A 15,829-nucleotide genomic window follows, 5' to 3' on the forward strand; every position below is an offset into this window, starting at 1 on the left:
GCTGCAACAGCCGCAACTCATTCCACGCCTTTGATAACCTTCATCACCGCAGCATCACGCTGAACCTGCTGCAGTGTGCCTTCGAAGATGATTTCGCCCCGCTCAATGACATAGATTTTTTGCGCAAACGAAGGAAGGTGGTAAAAATTTGACTCGGCCAGCAGTACACCGCGCCCCTGTGCAACGATTTTTTGCAGGCCCTCACTGATGACCGGAATAATGGCTGGCGAGAGGCCTTCGAATGCCTCATCCAGCAGCAGCATTTCCGGGTCCAGTGCCAGAGCGCGAGCGATGGACACCATCTTTCGTTCTCCTCCTGAAAGCTGGTGTCCGCCTCGGTGAAGATACTGAAGCAGCTTGGGGAAGACTTCATAAGCCTTCCGGATCCGCTCCTGTTCCGAGGTGTCGGTTCGACGCGTCCAGGTCGGTAGCGCAATGTTGTCCTCTACCGACAGCTCCCCAAAAACATCGCTGCCCTCGGGGGTGTAGCCCACACCAAGTGCTGCAATCCGGTGGGTATCCAGTCCCTTGATGGATTTGTCCTTCCAGAGAACGTCGCCGCCATGAATCGCCTGGTAACCCATGATCGAGCGCATCGTCGTCGTTTTTCCCGCTCCGTTGCGTCCCACAAGGCACACCAGTTCACCGGCGTTCACCGCCCCGGAGATGCCCCGCAGCACGCTGTTTCCGAAGATGGAAACGCTTAACCCTTTGACTTCCAGCAATCGCATCAGTGCACTCCCTTGCCCACGACAATCCCCAGCACTTCCTCATTACGAAGAAACTCCCCGGTGGGCAGATCCGCAATCTTTCTGCCCGCCATCATCGCCACAATTCGAGATGAATATCTTGCGACCAGATCCATGTCGTGCTCGACCAGCAACGTTGCTTCCACACCCAGCAGATCGGAAGCAGCCAGGAGGGTCTGCATCACGCCATCCTTGTCGGCAGTAGAAACGCCGGCTGTCGGTTCATCAAGTAGCAGCACTTTGGGATGAAGCGCAAGCGCACTCGCTACGTCGAGAAGCTTGCGACGGCCGTGCGGAAGCGAACGCGCTGGCGTGTCGATGGCCGCCTCAAGCCCGAATGCCTTTGCCGTGCGGTTGACGATCTCAGTCACGCCGGCGTTTTTCCCCACATCCGAGAACCACTGCCAGCGAAGATTCAGGTGCGAGCAGGCGGCGACGGACAAGGTCTCCCCGACAGTGAGGTCGGGAAAGACACTGACCAGCTGAAAGGCACGCGCCAGCCCCCTTCTGCCCAACTCGACGGGCCCAATCCCCGCGATATCCTGCCCCCGAAAAGTCACTGAACCGTTGGTGGGACGGAACAACCCCGTCAGAACGTTGACCAGGGTGCTCTTGCCCGCGCCATTGGGACCCACAACGGAGACGAAATCCCCTTTGCTCACTTTCAGGCTGACGTCCTCGAGGGCGACAAAATCACCGTAGTGCTTGGAAACACCAACCGCGTCGAGCAGCCTGGGTGCGGTGCCGATGGTCATCGTTTTGATCTCCATGAAAGGCGCCGGAGGGCGCCCAGCACCCCACCTGGCAACGCGATCACCAGGATGGCGAACGTCAGGCCGAGGAAAAATCGCCAGTACTGGGTGGCAGACATCAACAGGTCCTGCATCAGGATGAAGCCGAACGCTCCGACAACCGGCCCGAAGAACTCCTGATAACCACCCAACACGGCCATGAAGACGATATGCCCTGAATGAGTCCAATAGGCTAGTTCCGGATCGGCCAGGCCAGTGCTGACACTGAGCACCACGCCCCCGACCGCCCCGTAGGCTGCCGATATCACAAAGGCCACCGTCCGGACTGCGCGAATCTTGACCCCGACGTAGGCCGCCTTGCTCGGGTTGTCTCTCGAGGCCATCAGGTGCAATCCGAATGGCGAATGAACGACCCGCCACATCAGCCACGCCAGCACGAGACAGATGACGAGCACGTAGTAGTAGAAGGGCCCGACCAGAAAGGCTGTCTTGTCCAGGTCCTCGAATACCTTGCCGAGGAGCGACGGTCGCGGCACGCGCATGCCGCTTTCTCCACCGGTGATGTCGTAGAACTTGAACAGAAAAGAGTGGAACAGCATACCGAACGACAGCGTCAGCATGCCGAAGAAAATGCCGGTAAACCTGCTGGCAATCAGAGCGATCGGCAACGCAATGACGATCGACGCACAGACGCTGACAAGAAGCATCAACTCCATGGAAGCCACCCCCATCCAGCGAGCGGCGCCGGCCGCGCCATAGGCACCAATTGCGACAAACATCGCATGCCCGAATGAAAGCTGACCGCCGTAGCCGAACAGCAGGTTGAATCCCAAAAGGACGATGGAGTATCCGAAGAAAGGGATCATCAGCGTGAGGTGATAGCTGTCCGCAACCTGTGGAGCAAGGAAGAGAGCAGCCACGAGCACGGCAAAAATGACCTTCGTCCAGCGCCGTGGAGACGCGGTTGGCGCGCCCCAAATGGAGGCAGTGAGAGATTGAAGCATCAGGTGGCTACCTTTCCGAAGAGGCCTGCGGGCTTCCAGACCAGCACGACAAGTACGATTGCGTAGATGGCAAGTATTTCCGCCTCTGGATACACCGTCACCGCTGCCGCCCGCACGAGACCTGCGATTAGCGCACCCACCGCCGCACCTTTCATGCTTCCGAGACCACCGATTACGACGACGGCAAAAGCCTCTACCACGAGTTCGACACCCATTTCCAGTGACGCCGCTGCTGTCGGTGCCACAAGGGCGCCGCCGACAGTACCGAGCATGGTGCCCAGCGTGAAGACAACCAGGTAGACCAATTGCACGTTGACGCCCATCGCGGCACTGGCGTCACGGTTTTCCGCAGTTGCCCGAACAATCTTGCCCCACCGGGTGTGCCCGAGGAAAAATGCCATCGCTGCTGCCAGGCCAATTGCAGCGCCTATAACGCAGGCGTTGTACAGCGGCATGGAAACCTCCCCGATGGCGAGGGTGCCGTACAACATGGAAAGGTTTCCCAGCTGCTGCGGGTTCGCCCCCCAGAAAAACCGGAGGGTGTCCTGGATCATCAGGACCAAGGCGAAAGTAAGAAGCAGCTGGAACGACTCCTGCCGACCATAAATGGTGCGCAGCAGCCTTTCCAACGGGATGCCTACCAGACCGACGGCAAGGCCCGCCCCCAGCAGCGCGAGCGGGAACCAGGGCGGCGGCAAGCCGATGGAAAGAGCCCAGTGCGTAGCCGCTATTCCAGCGTAGGCGCCGAGGGCGTAGATCGAGCCGCAGGCCAGGTTGACGATGCGCTGCACGCCAAAGATGAGCTGCAGACCGGAGGCAACCAGAAAAAGCACGGCGGCATGAAACACGCCGGCCAACAGAATATTGGCGTAGCCACTCATCGAATATCCGCCTAAACCTTGAAGCTCGAAGTCTTCAGCCACTCCCAGAAGTCCGCGCCTGCGGGCTTCTGGATCTGGTCGGAGTACATGCTGTCCACCCGGGCGAGCGTGGTGAAGTCATAGCGGTTGTTGTTGGTGGACAGGCCCTGGTGGTATGTCTGGTTGGCGATGTGGTCGCTTCGCATGCCCCCGCGTCCGCCTAGCGATTGCACTTCGACGCCAGCCATGGACGCGGCAATATCCGTCATTGAGGGCCAGCTCCCCGACTTGGCGGCGAGTGCCTTCTCGACGCCCGCTTTGTAGACCATGAGCGAGAAATACGCGCGGTCGGCCTCCCAGTGAGGATAGTCCTTGAATCTGTTCACGTACCAGTCAACGAATTCGCGCTGAACGGGGCTCGCCTGCGGGTGATCGAAATAGAGCGTGTTGTGCCCGAAAATCACACCCTCGGGCATGGAGTCCTTTTTGAGACCGGTGTGCTGCCATCCGGCGGCGGGCAGGACGAATTTGGTGTTCGACGTCAGCCCGGCGGCATGTGCCTGCTTCATGAAGACGGGCAGATCAGCAAACAGCAAGGATGAGAAAATCAGGTCCGGCTTGGCCGCTTTCAGGACCGCAACGTTGGAGGTCAGATCAAGATTTCCAACCTTGGACCATTGCTCGGACACGACGGTGTGTTCAATGCCGAACTTCTTGAGGAGCGCCTGAAATGCGGCCCAGTTGTTACGGCCGTACGAGTAATCGGGGTTGATACCCGCGATCGTCTTGAACTGCCCCTTGAAATATTTGATGGCCAGAAGCGATGCCATCACAGCCTCGCACTCGTTGTCGTTGCTGCGGAACACGTAGCGCGGATTGGGCATGGTTTCCTTGACACCGTCCTGGGTAGTTCCGTCCCAGAAGATAGTGATCATGCGGCTGTCTTCAGCTGCCGGGGCCAGGGCCAGGCTGACACCGGTGGATACGACGCCCTGAACACAATCCACCTTGTCCTGCAGCACCAGTTTGCGGAAGCGTTCGATCGAGTCTTTAGGGCTCGTCTCCTCTTCAATGACCAACTCGATCTTGCGCCCGCCGATTCCGTTGCCGGCGTTGAGCTTCTCGGCAGTCCATTGCAGTCCTCGGAGCCCGCATTCACCAACCGTGCCCGCAACGCCGCCCCGCGGCGCAATCACGCCGATCTTCAGGGGGCGGTTCTGGGCAAAGGCTGGTGCAATGCCGAATCCGGCAAGCGCACCTGCGCCGATAGCTTTCAAGGTATGTCTGCGGGTATGAGTGTGCATGTCGATCTCCACGTTAATCTCCTGTTGATCGACTTATAATATCCGCCTGATATATCATAACGCATTAGTGCATACCCTATATTGAGGTTCATCAAGCCAGAGTCTGTTAAGCAGGTAGAAGGTTCTGTGGGGTCAGAACAAATCCGCCTGCGTTCTGATCCCGACGTGCCCATGCGACCCGCATTTCGCATTTCGCATCGGTGGCCGCATTTGTCCAGGTGGAGCAGGACGCAAGCCAATAGACCGCCGTGACGAGATACCGCCTTGCCGGCAAACCCCTTGAAGCTGGCGGCGAGCCTCTCTCCAGTAATCCAATCATTGAAACTGAAAGGAAGTCAAAACATGGTCTCTGTTATTTTCGAAGTCTGGCCGCACCCGGCACATCGCGCCGCCTATCTCGACTGGGCTGCTGAACTCAAGAGCGAGCTGCTGAAGATGGATGGCTTTATCTCCATCGAGCGCTTTCAGAGCCTGACCGAGCCGGACAAGCTGCTATCCCTGCAGTTCTGGCGCGATGACGAATCCCTCACGGCCTGGCGCACGCTCGAGGCACACCGGGCAGCCCAACGCGCAGGCCGCGGCAGTATGTTCAGGAATTACCGTCTACGGGTCGCCGAAGTTACCCGCGACTACGGTTTGGCTGAACGCGACGAGGCACCCATCGATTCCCGCCGCGCGCACGGCCAATAACGCAACGTCGTGAAACCCAGGCCGAGGCCCGTCGGAGGGCCTTTCCGGCACAACGGGGCCGCCACCCGTAGTGGCCGGCAACGTGAACATGCGCCCTATGTGATTTCGGTCCGACTGCCGAATTAGCGACCTGGCGCCAGGCAAGCATCGCCAGCGGGATGAAGCAAAAACCCACGAATCGCCGTCTCGAGCTCCGCGATATCCGCCGCATCGGAGTTCGGAGCACCAGCACGGTGTCCCCAAATCGAATACAAGACCGTGGTCCTGGAGTTCGGGAGATGCCTGGCGCATTCCTCGAAATCCTGGGGTGGAAAGATGAGGTCATGGCTTATGGGCATCAGGAAAACCGGAACGGTGATGGCCTCCAGTGCATTTTTCAGATTACCGCCGAATCGCGCGTTCGCCGAGATATCCGCGAATTGCCATGTTCTTATCAAGCTCAGGATATCGTGACGATGAAACTCCAGGAAGGCGGGCAGGATCATCCTGGAGACCCAGTCCATCGGTCTTTCCCCTTTCCAGCTGCCATCGTTGAAAAACTCATGAGACAGTACCCATGCCGCGTAGACCCGGCCAGCATTGCGGAGTGCATCTTTTGCCGAGTCTTCGGAGTTGGCTGCCGCCTCCAGGATCGTTGCCATGCCCTCCAGCAAAACACGGTTATGAGTCGACGTGGCCGGCGTACCGCAGAACGCAAAAATCCTGCCTGTCCTGTCGGGGTAGAGGCACCCCCATTGAAATGCCTGTTGCGCGCCCATGGAGCGCCCGATAACGGCAAAAAGTTTCTCGATGCCCAGTGCCCGTACCAGGTCAGCCTGGGCCACGACATTGTCATGGAGACTGACCGGAACCGGCCGGCCGCCGTGCAGAAGATCAGGATGATTGGAGGGACTTGAGGAACGGCCGTTTCCCAGCGCATTCACCACAATCACGCAGTACTTTTCGGTATCCAGTGCGCGTCCAGGCCCGATGATCCATGAGTTTGCCTTGTGGGTTGCGCCAAACCAGGTGGGAAACAAAATGGCATTGGTTCGCTCATGATTGAGCTGGCCGTGCATGGCGTATTCAAGGCGCAACGCGCGCACGGTAGTGCCGCATTGAAGCGCGAAAGTATCTATGAGATGGCGGGCTTGTTGTTCCATTTAGCTTACCCGCCCCTGAAGCCAATTTCTCGAGCACACATGCCGTCAAGCACCCGGGATGAGTTGGATAGCGGCTACGGCGACAGGCCAGATCCTGCGAGGCTTATGCGACCAAGCGCTGTTCGTCAGGAGTCAGCTGTGGTCCGTCAAGCGTCACGCGCGAGTCATCGCGCCGGAAGCGTTCGATGATGGGTTTCAACTCCGCCCTGACATGCTTCTCGCTGTAGCCATTAAAGAGATGCCCGAGCAGCCCGCGATCAAGGTCACTCGATTTCATCAACCAGTCAGCGAATGGGACGGTCAAATTCATGTTGCGATGCATCATGATTCCCTGATTGTGGTGTGCCTTGTGGTGCCGACGGATCGTATTGATCAAGGGGATGCCGGCAACCCAACGGTTCTCTGGAACGTGGCAGCAATAGTGAAACGTCTCGTAGACCATGTAGTGACCAATCATCGTCATGAATACGATGTAGCCCGCATCCGCATTCCATAGCCTTGCCGTGATCCAGCCGAGGATTGTTCCGGCTACCGCAAGGACCGAAAGCACGCGCCATGGAAAGAACACGATGCGAAATTCCTGGTGTGACAGGGCCGAATCGATCTCGTAGTCCGCGTCGGTGAAATACTGGTGATGCTCGCGGGTGTGCCGCTCGTAGATTGCCCGCAACGCGAACACATCGATTCGCCGATGCATCACATAACGGTGCATGGCCCATTCCACCATGTTGCCCCCGAGGGCCACGGGAATGATCAGAAGCCACTCCCAGGTAGGTGAACGAAGCTGACTGGCGCAGTACCACAGGGCCGACACCCCTACCGCGTACATGAACAGGACGTGAACAAAACCGTGATACCACGGCTCAATGCCCGCCCGGTATTGCAGTCTGAACTGACGCTGCCTGTCGCTCATCTGACGTTGTTTGATGGTGTTCACAGAATCTCCTAACAAGTGAAAGCTGCTGGTCGAATGCCTGATGGACTGGTAATATATCACTCACATATCTTTTTTGTCAATGGAGACTGAAATGCCTGCGAACCCCGCTCAGCCCGATATCAATCCCATCTTTTTTTGCTCCCCCACCCGAATCATGTTTGGCGCCGGCGTGCGTACCGAACTGCCGCCACTCCTTGCGCAATTGGGCTACCAGCGTGCAGCGATCGTCACCGACCGGTTCTTCTCCGCGCCAGGTCGCGCCGCCTCGGAACTGGTTGATGGGTTGAAAAGGGTTGGCATCAGTTCGGTCATGTTTGACGGCGGCCTGCCCGATCCTTCCCTGGAACTATGCGATCGGGCCAGTGCGCACTTGCGGGAGCAGGGAGCAGTTGACTGCGTGATTGCCGTTGGAGGGGGAAGCAACATTGATCTCGCCAAGGTAATGACGCTTACGTTGACCAGCCATCACGCCGCGGCACATTACGTCGGAAAGCCGAGGCTGGATACGAAGCCGCTGCCGCTCATCGCGATGCCAACCACGGCTGGCACGGCTTCTGAAATCACCCCGGGCGCGATTCTTGTTTCGGGAGATGGGCAGACCAAGGTTGCGGTGATGGATAACGAGTTGCGGGCTCGCATCGCTGTTATCGATCCCGAACTCACGCTGTCATGCCCGCCCCGCGTGACCGCTGATGCAGGTGTGGATGCGCTGACCCATGCCATTGAATCGTTCATCACGATGGACGCCAGCGATTTCAACCGCGAAGGACAGGCTGACCCGGGTTATTCAGGCCGCAATGCCCTCACCCGCATCTTTGCGCGGGAAGCCATTCGCTTGTGCTTCGCCCACCTGCAAAGAGCTTACCGGTGCCCGGACGACATTCAGGCGCGCACCGGCATGGCGCTCGCAAGCTTGTACGCAGGCATGTCCTATGGGAATGCAGGACTTCACGCTGTCCACGCATTGGCGTATGGCGTAGCCGCGCTCACGCATGAGTCGCATGGCACCACCAACGCGGTCATGCTGCCATATGTAATGGCGGAACTTGCCGCTGATCGGATGGAGGACCTGTGCGAAATCGCCCGGATGGCAAACGTCCATCACGAGCCGCACAGTTCGCTGAAAGGAGCGGCGGCGGGCGCCCACCATGTAAGAGAGCTGATCAGGTCAGTCGGCATTGCAACCACGCTCGCCGAGCTCGGAGTCACCGCTCCAGACCTGGGTCGCGTTGCGGCGGCGGGAATTGCCGTCACCCGCCTCACCAAAGCCTTTCCCGGTGGACAGGCAGAGCGGCGGTACCTGGAGATTGTTCATGCCGCCTTTCAGGGCACGCTTCCCGATGCCTGATAGCTCAGGTGTATGGAGTGCGTATGGAGTGTGTATGGAGATGAGATACTAGTCATATCGACAGGAGGTATTTTGGCAACAAGCAAAAAAATTCGGCCAACACCCCGCTCCCGTTCCGACAGGGCGCCCGCTGGCGGAAATGATCTGAGTCTCACGGAGCAGGCCTACAGCCAGCTTGAAGAGATGATTGTCACCCTCAAGCTGGCACCCGGAAAGCTCGTGACCGAAGCTGAATTGTCTGAATTGCTGGGTATTGGGCGAACCCCCATCCGGGAGGCCCTGCAACGGCTGGCGGCTCAGCGGCTGGTCCGTGTCGTGCCGCGCCGCGGCATCGCGATCTCGGACATAGACGTGAAAGCGCAGTTGCGGCTTCTGGAGGTCAGGCGAGAGCTGGAGCGGCTCATGTGTCGAAATGCAGCTCGCAGGGCATCCGCTGAAGAAAGAGCCGAGCTTGGCCGGCTTGCCGCGGCCTTCAAGGAGTGCGCAAAAACCGGGGATGCGGAAAAGTTCATGCGCATCGACAGGGCGTTTAATGAACTCTGTCTCGTGGCGGCCCGCAATGAGTTCACCACCAGTGCAATGAGCCTGATGAATTCACTCTCCAGGCGCTTCTGGTTTCTTCATTATCGTCAGGCCGCGGACCTTCCACTTACGGCGCGTTTGCATGCCGCCCTGGCTCATGCGATCGCCATCGGAGACGAGGAAGCTGCTGCACAGGCTTGCGACAAGCTGCTGGATACGATCCATCAATTCACCCGCGCGACCGTTAGTACCGATTTTTAACCACCGAATGTCCTCGCGTCGCGAAGAGGCATCAACCAACCCTCCGTCGCCTAGCCCGGATATTTCACCAGTGTGCTGATCGTGCGGTTGTTGCGGCTGGTTGAGGTTCTTGAGTCTGTTTGGATGGGATTGCGACGTACTGGATGAGGTCCAGGCGAATTTCGGGCGCAGGGCCCCCTTACCCCCGTTGTTTGTCAGCGTGCCGGGGACAGCACTGGATGAGATTTATGGGGCCAAGGCCTGTGCTGCGGTGATGAAGACGTGCTTGAGCGGGTGTTGTGAAGCCAGCAGCACCCGCACACGGCGGGTATTGCGCACGATGGCTGCGCCGATCTTGAGCAGCTTGATGCGGATCGTTGCGGTGCAGGCGCCAGGTTAGAAAGTCGCTGGCGTATTCACCCAAAAGATTCTTGCAGCGACCTTGCCGACATTGCGATACCCATGAGGCGTCTGACTGGAAAAATAAAACGCGTCCCCAGCCTGGATCAGGTGACGCTCACTCCCCAGTACCAGCTCAAGGCTGCCCTCCAGAACAAAGCCAACTTCTTCCCCTACATGCTCTATCAAGCCATCGCTCGCTTCGCCTGGCGGAACGATGTGAATATTGGCCTGCAACAGGCCACCCCGCTTGGGAAGCGTGATGCGCTCGAGGGAAATTTCCCCGGCCTTGATCACGGGGCGCTCGCCACTGAGCCGGATGGGACCCTCCCTGGGCGCTTCTTCCGTCGTCAAAGCAGCAATGTTTGTGTCCAGCGTGACCGCAATTCGATGCAGCATGGCCAGTGAAGGAGAGGCCTGTCCGCTTTCAATTTTTGAGATCAGGCTTTCTGAACATTGCGACTTCTGAGCCACCTGCGTCATGGTCAGACCGGCAACCAGGCGGGCATGCCTCAACCGGACACCCAGCATGGAGGGTGGTTTGACGGCAGCGTCTTCCGGGGTCGGCGCAGCAACGATATTTGATTTCACGAGCATCTCCATCTGTTTTCCCGAGGGTCAGGCATTGGCCAGCGACGTCACAGCATAAGCCAGCGCCTGAACACCCAGAAACAGCTCATGAGGCGCGGTTTCCTCCGCAGCATTGTGACTGATCCCCCCCTTGCTCGGAACAAAAATCATCGCTGTCGGGCAATGCTCCGCGAGATACATGGCGTCATGAAAGGCGCCGGACGTCATCCGCAAGGGCGCAGCGAGCGAAGCGTTGCTGCAAGCGCGCGTGCAGGCCTGCTCAATCAGCTCCAGCATCGCTGCAGGGAAATGCGTCGGGGGGCGCGAAAAAAGGGACTCGAATTCAATCTGCCCTGCCCAGGAATAGGCTTGGGTGATCTGTTTCAAAGCCGCTTCGAACTGACCCAACACCTGCTCATCGACACAGCGAACATCGACGGTGAACTCCACAGCACCGGGAATCGTGTTGATGGAATTCGGACTCACCTGCCATCGGCCCAGCGTCAGCCGCAATTTGTCCCCAGCCTCCATCGCCTGATAGGCATACAGCTGCTGCGCCAGCCCGACGGCAGCGGCCATGGCATCGGCGCGCTCGCCCATGGGCATGGTGCCCGCATGGCCGGCAGTGCCAGTCACCTGGATGCGATACCAGCGTACGCTCTGGATGCCTGTGACGACGCCCAGCGGAACAAGGGCACGCTCCAGCACAGGGCCTTGCTCGATATGCAGCTCTACGCAAGCAGACATTGGTTCGGCCATTGCCCGACGGGGAACATCCGGTACAGCCTGCAAGGCCAGGTCCAACGCGTCCCCAAAACTCACACCCCGGGCATCGACAGATTTTCGATAGGTGGGCAGACAACTCGGGGCGACAAAGGCGCTGGAGCCCATGGCACCCGGACCGAAGCGGCACCCCTCTTCGTTGGTCCACGCAACGACCTCGACAGGCCGCAGGGTCTCGATGCCCGCATCGTTCAACGCAGCTATCACCTCCAGGCCTGCAAGCACGCCATAGGCCCCGTCCAGCTTGCCACCGACGGGCTGGGTATCGGCATGGCTTCCGGTCAGAACCGGCGGCAAATCGGATGTTCCCGGACGACGAAAAAAAAGATTGGCGCAGTCATCGATCGTTACCGAGCACCCGCGCGAACGGGCCAGATCGATCAAATAGCGGCGCGCCTGGAGATCGATGTCGGTCAGGGTCTCGCGAGAAACACCTCCGTCCGCCCGTCCGCCAAAGGCCGCAAGCTCGGCAATGACCGACAGCAGGCGATCATGTTGCACATGGTCCTGCGCACGTTCGCAGGCCGTCGTCTGGTCTCGTTTTTCTGGTTTAGTCACATTCAATTCTTTATCCATGTTCAGCTCAGACTGAGCTCCAGCGTATGCGCTGCGCTCAATGTCAGCGCATCAGCCCATCGCGGGCCTATGACCGTGACGCCTACGGGCATACCGTGCTCCCCCGTCCCGGCCGGCACATGCACACAGGGATTCCCCAGCAGCGTCCAGAGACGGTTGAAGATGGGATTACCCGTGGCGCCCAAGCCTGCAGGCGCCTCGCCTTCGGCGCTGGGAGCCAGCAGCACATCCACCGACTCGAACACGGTGTCCAGCGCCCGTCGCGCAGCAATAGCCAGCAACTGCGCAGCGGCGAAGTCGGCCCCGTGCAGCGACTGTCCCAACGCCAGGAGTTGCGCAAAGGCCGGGCTGAACTGTGCCGCGTGCCGCTGACGCTCCGGCGCAAACGCAGCCGCGGCTTCATAAGCCATTATCTGAATTTGCGCCTGCGTCAAGGCATCGCACGAAGCCGGCAAAACAAGGTCATGAACATGTGCTCCAGCCTTTTCGAACTGGCGTGCGGAATGCTCAAGCACGCGGCGTGTAGCGTCCGAGGCCAGATCCCAATGGGCGGTACGGCAAATGCCCACGCGAAGGGCAGATTGCCGCTGCGGGTCCAGTTTGACACGGGTCAACGCGCCAACAAAAAATGCGGCATCATCCACCGAGCGTGCGAACGCGCCTATCGTGTCGAGACTGGGCGCGAGCGGCTTGACGCCGGCCAGCGGCAATGTCCCGTGGGTGGGCTTGTAGCCAATCACGCCACAGTAGGCCGCCGGCCGCACGATGGAGCCAGCCGTCTGGGTTCCGAGTGCCAGTGGCACCATGTTCGCAGCCACCGCCGCGGCGGACCCGCTGGAAGATCCGCCCGGCGTGCGCGGCGCATCTGCTGGCGCGCGGGGATTGCATGTCACTCCAGGCTGAAAGGTTGCAAACTCGGTGGTAACAGTTTTGCCCAACACCACCATCCCGGCATCCCGGCAGGCGGCCACGCATGCGGCATCGAACTTCGGACGGTGCCCCGCATAAATAGGCGAACCATAGGAGGTTGGCATGTCGACCGTATCCATCAGGTCTTTCACCCCGACGGGGACGCCTCGCAGCAGTGCGTTGCTGCTGTGGCTGTGGCGGTCCAGTGCACGCGCGCTTTGCAGCGCCATGTCGGCGTCAAAGAACTGCCATGCCTTGACCGAAAGTTCGCAAGACTGGATCTGTTCGATGTAGGCCCGCGTCACGGCTTCAGCCGTCAATTCCCCGCGCGAAACCCTGGCGGCGAGGTCCCGCGCAGACAGCGTCAGAATGTTATGCATATCACTGACTCAGCCGAAATATGCGGAACGCACTTCGTCGTTCTCGGACAGCGCTTGTGCCGAACCGGAGGCGACGACCTTGCCCTGCGAAAGAACATATCCGTAGTGCGCGATCGCCAGCGTCTGACGGGCGTTCTGCTCCACCAGCAGAACCGTGACCCCGAGATCATTGATCTGCTTGATCACCTTGAAGTTTTCTTTCACATACAAAGGCGACAAACCAAGCGAAGGCTCATCAATCAGCAGCAGCTTGGGTTCAGCCATCAGGCCGCGACCGATCGACACCATGGCCTGCTCGCCGCCCGACATGGTCCCGGCAAGCTGCGCCGACCGCTCCTTCAGACGGGGGAATATCTCGTAAACCCGCGCCAGTCGCTCCCCAATCCGAGTAGGGGATGACTCCAGAAAAGCGCCAAGTGCCAGGTTTTCCCCGACCGTCATGCGCGGAAAGACTTTGCGGCCTTCCGGAATGCAGGCGATGCCGCTGGCGATGATTTTGTGCGTTTTCTCCCCGGCAAGGTTGCGCCCATCCCACCAGATTTCACCCTGACGCGGAGGCGTCAGACCGAGAATCGAACGGATCAGCGTACTCTTTCCTGCCCCGTTTGAGCCCAAAATGCAGGTGATCTTGCCCGGCTCCACCTCGATCGACACATCATGCAGGACATTGACCTTGTCAAAGCCGGTAGTAAGATTCTTGACACTGAGTTTGCTCATGCGGCTTCTCCGAGATAAGCGGTCTGCACATGTGGATCGGCTGTGATCTCGACATAGCTTCCTTCGGCGATCTTCTTGCCGTAGTTCAGGACGACGCAGCGGTCAGTGATTCTTTCGATCACGTTCATTTCATGCTCAATCAGGACGACAGAGAGCTTGTCCAGCTTTCCTCGTACCTGCAAGATATCCTGCATCAACTCGTCTGTTTCATCATGTGTCATGCCCGCGGATGGTTCGTCCAGAAGCAACAAGCGCGGCCGACTCAGCAGCGCGCGACAAACCTCGATGCGTCGGCGGTCTATCATCGTGAAGCTTTCGACCGGCTCGAACAGCCGCCCGACCAGCGGGGGGCTGAATATCTCCAGCAAGGACTTCACTTTCTCGACGTAAGCCTCGTACTCGGCCCGAAACGCCTTGCGCCGCAACAGATTGAAGATCAGACCGTGCTGCATGTGCTGATAATCGCCAATGACAATGTTGTCGAAAACCGTGAGGGACAGCGAAAGACGGGAGCGCTGGAAGGTACGGGCGACGCCACTGCGGTAAATCTGCTGCGGCGTCTTGCCAAGAATGTTTTCACCGCCAAGGGAAATGCTGCCGCTGCTGGCTTTGTACAGCCCGGTCAACACATTGAAGAAAGTCGTCTTGCCAGAGCCGTTCGGACCCAGCAGGCCAAGTATTTCTCCCTCATGCACAGTCATGGACAGTTCATCGAGCGCCGTCAGGCCACCAAAACGCATGGTCAGCCTGTCAACCGAGATCAGGGACTGGCCGGCCATCATGAACCCTTCCTGGCGAAGAAAATCCGTGTCTTGCGCGGCAGCAGCCCCTGCGACCTAAACAGCAAAATCACAATCACCAGCGCCGCATACAAGAGGAAACGGTATTCCTGAATGACTTGAAGTTTTTCAGGAAGAATCAGCACAATAATCGCGGCCGGAATCAAGCCGGCAATATTGCCCAGGCCACCCAAAATGACAATCGAGAGCATCAGCAGCGAGTCGCCAAAAGTGAAGTTGTTGGGCGCGACAAATGCAATGATCATCCCGTAAAGAGCGCCGGCGATACCCGCGAAAAAGTTGCCCATGGTGAAGGCGATGACCTTCCAGCGAACGATGTGCAGGCCGAAGGTGGATGCCGCTGTTTCATCGGTTCGCACCACGTCCATGCTCAGGCCGACCCAGGACCGCTCCAGTGCGTTGACCAGGGCATAGACCCCCGCGAACATGGCAAGACTGAGCAATGCGTAGGTGACATAGAAAGAGATCTCCAGGCCGAACAGGCTGAAGCCCTCGTTCAACGACAAGCCGAACAACTTCATTCCAGGCACCTGCAAGCCTTGCGGCCCACCCAGCACATCGTTGACCTCGATGAAGGTCTTGAACAGGATACCGAACGCGATGGTGACCAGCGCCGCATAGTGGCCGCGCGTTCGCAACACCGGCAGAATCAGCAGCGAACCGATGACGGCGGCACTCAGGCCAGAGATCAGGATGACGAGGGCGTGGGGAATGGCCGTGTGGGATGCGAGCACGGCCGTGGCGTAACTGCCAATGCCAAAAAATGCGGCCCCGGCAAAGTTGGCCACGCCCGAGTATCCGAATTGCACCGTCAAACCGAGACAGGCCGTGGAGTACAGCAACACGCCGCACAGCATCAACAACACGAAGTGTGAGCTGTGGAAAGCCGCTATCAAGGCCACACCGCAGCCAACGGCCAACCATCGGGACAGGCCCGGGCGCCGCGCGGCCGACTGCTCGACCAGCAGCGTCACACCGAATCGGCGACTCAAAATTACAGCCACGATTGCGGCAACCAGCAAAATGGCAATGCCGATTTGACTCTCTGCATGCAGGAAAAACCACACATATACGGTCAGGACAAGCGCCGCGACGCTGAGCATCAAGGCAGATCTCGCGGGAGTCATGGATTCTTGTTGTTTCATGG

Annotated in this window: 16 protein-coding genes and 1 pseudogene; 3 read left to right on the forward strand and 14 right to left on the reverse strand. The window is 58.9% G+C overall.

The window, feature by feature from the left end; translation table 11 throughout:
• Nucleotides 1–17: 17 nt before the first annotated feature.
• The 5 genes from BPRO_RS16590 to BPRO_RS16610 are packed head-to-tail and all read right to left on the reverse strand — an operon-like array spanning nt 18 to nt 4,681.
• Nucleotides 18–731: an ABC transporter ATP-binding protein gene (locus BPRO_RS16590; RefSeq protein ID WP_011484223.1), complete on the reverse strand. Its 714-nt coding sequence runs from the start codon at nt 729–731 to the stop codon at nt 18–20.
• Complete coding sequence (locus tag BPRO_RS16595; protein ID WP_232291417.1) at nt 731–1,519, reverse strand: ABC transporter ATP-binding protein; 789 nt, start codon at nt 1,517–1,519, stop codon at nt 731–733. Before BPRO_RS16595 ends, BPRO_RS16590 begins: the two co-directional genes overlap by 1 nt.
• Complete coding sequence (locus tag BPRO_RS16600) at nt 1,501–2,505, reverse strand: branched-chain amino acid ABC transporter permease (protein ID WP_011484225.1); 1,005 nt, start codon at nt 2,503–2,505, stop codon at nt 1,501–1,503. The genes BPRO_RS16595 and BPRO_RS16600 overlap by 19 nt, the downstream gene beginning before the upstream one ends.
• Nucleotides 2,505–3,428, reverse strand: a complete 924-nt coding sequence (locus tag BPRO_RS16605; RefSeq protein WP_232291418.1) for a branched-chain amino acid ABC transporter permease — start codon at nt 3,426–3,428, stop codon at nt 2,505–2,507. The genes BPRO_RS16600 and BPRO_RS16605 overlap by 1 nt, the downstream gene beginning before the upstream one ends.
• Nucleotides 3,398–4,681: an ABC transporter substrate-binding protein gene (locus BPRO_RS16610; protein WP_232291419.1), complete on the reverse strand. Its 1,284-nt coding sequence runs from the start codon at nt 4,679–4,681 to the stop codon at nt 3,398–3,400. Before BPRO_RS16610 ends, BPRO_RS16605 begins: the two co-directional genes overlap by 31 nt.
• 330 nt (nt 4,682–5,011) lie before the next feature.
• Between BPRO_RS16610 and BPRO_RS16615 the strand changes: the two genes are divergently transcribed.
• The gene (locus tag BPRO_RS16615; protein ID WP_011484228.1) at nt 5,012–5,359 is read left to right on the forward strand and encodes an antibiotic biosynthesis monooxygenase family protein; all 348 of its coding nucleotides are present in this window, start codon (nt 5,012–5,014) and stop codon (nt 5,357–5,359) included.
• A 122-nt stretch (nt 5,360–5,481) separates the two neighbouring features.
• Here the strand turns inward: BPRO_RS16615 and BPRO_RS16620 are convergent, their stop codons facing one another.
• Together BPRO_RS16620 and BPRO_RS16625 are read right to left on the reverse strand one after the other, a co-directional pair.
• Nucleotides 5,482–6,501 (reverse strand): alpha/beta fold hydrolase, encoded by a 1,020-nt coding sequence (locus tag BPRO_RS16620; protein ID WP_011484229.1) that lies wholly within the window; start codon nt 6,499–6,501, stop codon nt 5,482–5,484.
• A gap of 103 nt (nt 6,502–6,604) precedes the next feature.
• Entirely contained in the window at nt 6,605–7,414 is an 810-nt protein-coding gene (locus tag BPRO_RS16625) for a hypothetical protein (protein WP_041388894.1), read from the reverse strand.
• A 115-nt stretch (nt 7,415–7,529) separates the two neighbouring features.
• Here BPRO_RS16625 and BPRO_RS16630 point away from each other — a divergent pair, with 115 nt between their 5' ends.
• Together BPRO_RS16630 and BPRO_RS16635 are read left to right on the forward strand one after the other, a co-directional pair.
• Nucleotides 7,530–8,786, forward strand: a complete 1,257-nt coding sequence (locus BPRO_RS16630) for an iron-containing alcohol dehydrogenase (protein WP_011484231.1) — start codon at nt 7,530–7,532, stop codon at nt 8,784–8,786.
• 30 nt (nt 8,787–8,816) lie between these two features.
• Nucleotides 8,817–9,569, forward strand: a complete 753-nt coding sequence (locus tag BPRO_RS16635) for a GntR family transcriptional regulator (protein ID WP_011484232.1) — start codon at nt 8,817–8,819, stop codon at nt 9,567–9,569.
• A gap of 225 nt (nt 9,570–9,794) precedes the next feature.
• Here the strand turns inward: BPRO_RS16635 and BPRO_RS28645 are convergent.
• The 7 genes and pseudogenes from BPRO_RS28645 to BPRO_RS16670 all read right to left on the reverse strand — a co-directional run.
• Nucleotides 9,795–9,938 (reverse strand): annotated as a pseudogene (locus tag BPRO_RS28645) (transposase); the annotation flags it as partial.
• A 6-nt stretch (nt 9,939–9,944) separates the two neighbouring features.
• A complete protein-coding gene (locus tag BPRO_RS16645) occupies nt 9,945–10,550 on the reverse strand; it encodes a helix-turn-helix domain-containing protein (RefSeq protein ID WP_011484234.1) in 606 nt (201 codons plus the stop codon).
• Between the two features lie 15 nt (nt 10,551–10,565).
• Complete coding sequence (locus BPRO_RS16650) at nt 10,566–11,876, reverse strand: M20 family metallo-hydrolase (RefSeq protein ID WP_011484235.1); 1,311 nt, start codon at nt 11,874–11,876, stop codon at nt 10,566–10,568.
• A gap of 2 nt (nt 11,877–11,878) precedes the next feature.
• On the reverse strand, nt 11,879–13,165 hold the full coding sequence (locus BPRO_RS16655; RefSeq protein ID WP_011484236.1) for an amidase: 1,287 nt from the start codon (nt 13,163–13,165) through the stop codon (nt 11,879–11,881).
• A gap of 9 nt (nt 13,166–13,174) precedes the next feature.
• Nucleotides 13,175–13,882 (reverse strand): ABC transporter ATP-binding protein, encoded by a 708-nt coding sequence (locus BPRO_RS16660; RefSeq protein ID WP_011484237.1) that lies wholly within the window; start codon nt 13,880–13,882, stop codon nt 13,175–13,177.
• The gene (locus tag BPRO_RS16665) at nt 13,879–14,661 is read right to left on the reverse strand and encodes an ABC transporter ATP-binding protein (protein ID WP_011484238.1); all 783 of its coding nucleotides are present in this window, start codon (nt 14,659–14,661) and stop codon (nt 13,879–13,881) included. Before BPRO_RS16665 ends, BPRO_RS16660 begins: the two co-directional genes overlap by 4 nt.
• Nucleotides 14,661–15,809, reverse strand: a complete 1,149-nt coding sequence (locus BPRO_RS16670; protein WP_198140939.1) for a branched-chain amino acid ABC transporter permease — start codon at nt 15,807–15,809, stop codon at nt 14,661–14,663. The genes BPRO_RS16665 and BPRO_RS16670 overlap by 1 nt, the downstream gene beginning before the upstream one ends.
• Between the last annotated feature and the right edge of the window lie 20 nt (nt 15,810–15,829).

This window comes from Polaromonas sp. JS666 (assembly GCF_000013865.1).
In the GTDB taxonomy this organism is placed as follows: Bacteria; Pseudomonadota; Gammaproteobacteria; order Burkholderiales; family Burkholderiaceae_C; genus Polaromonas.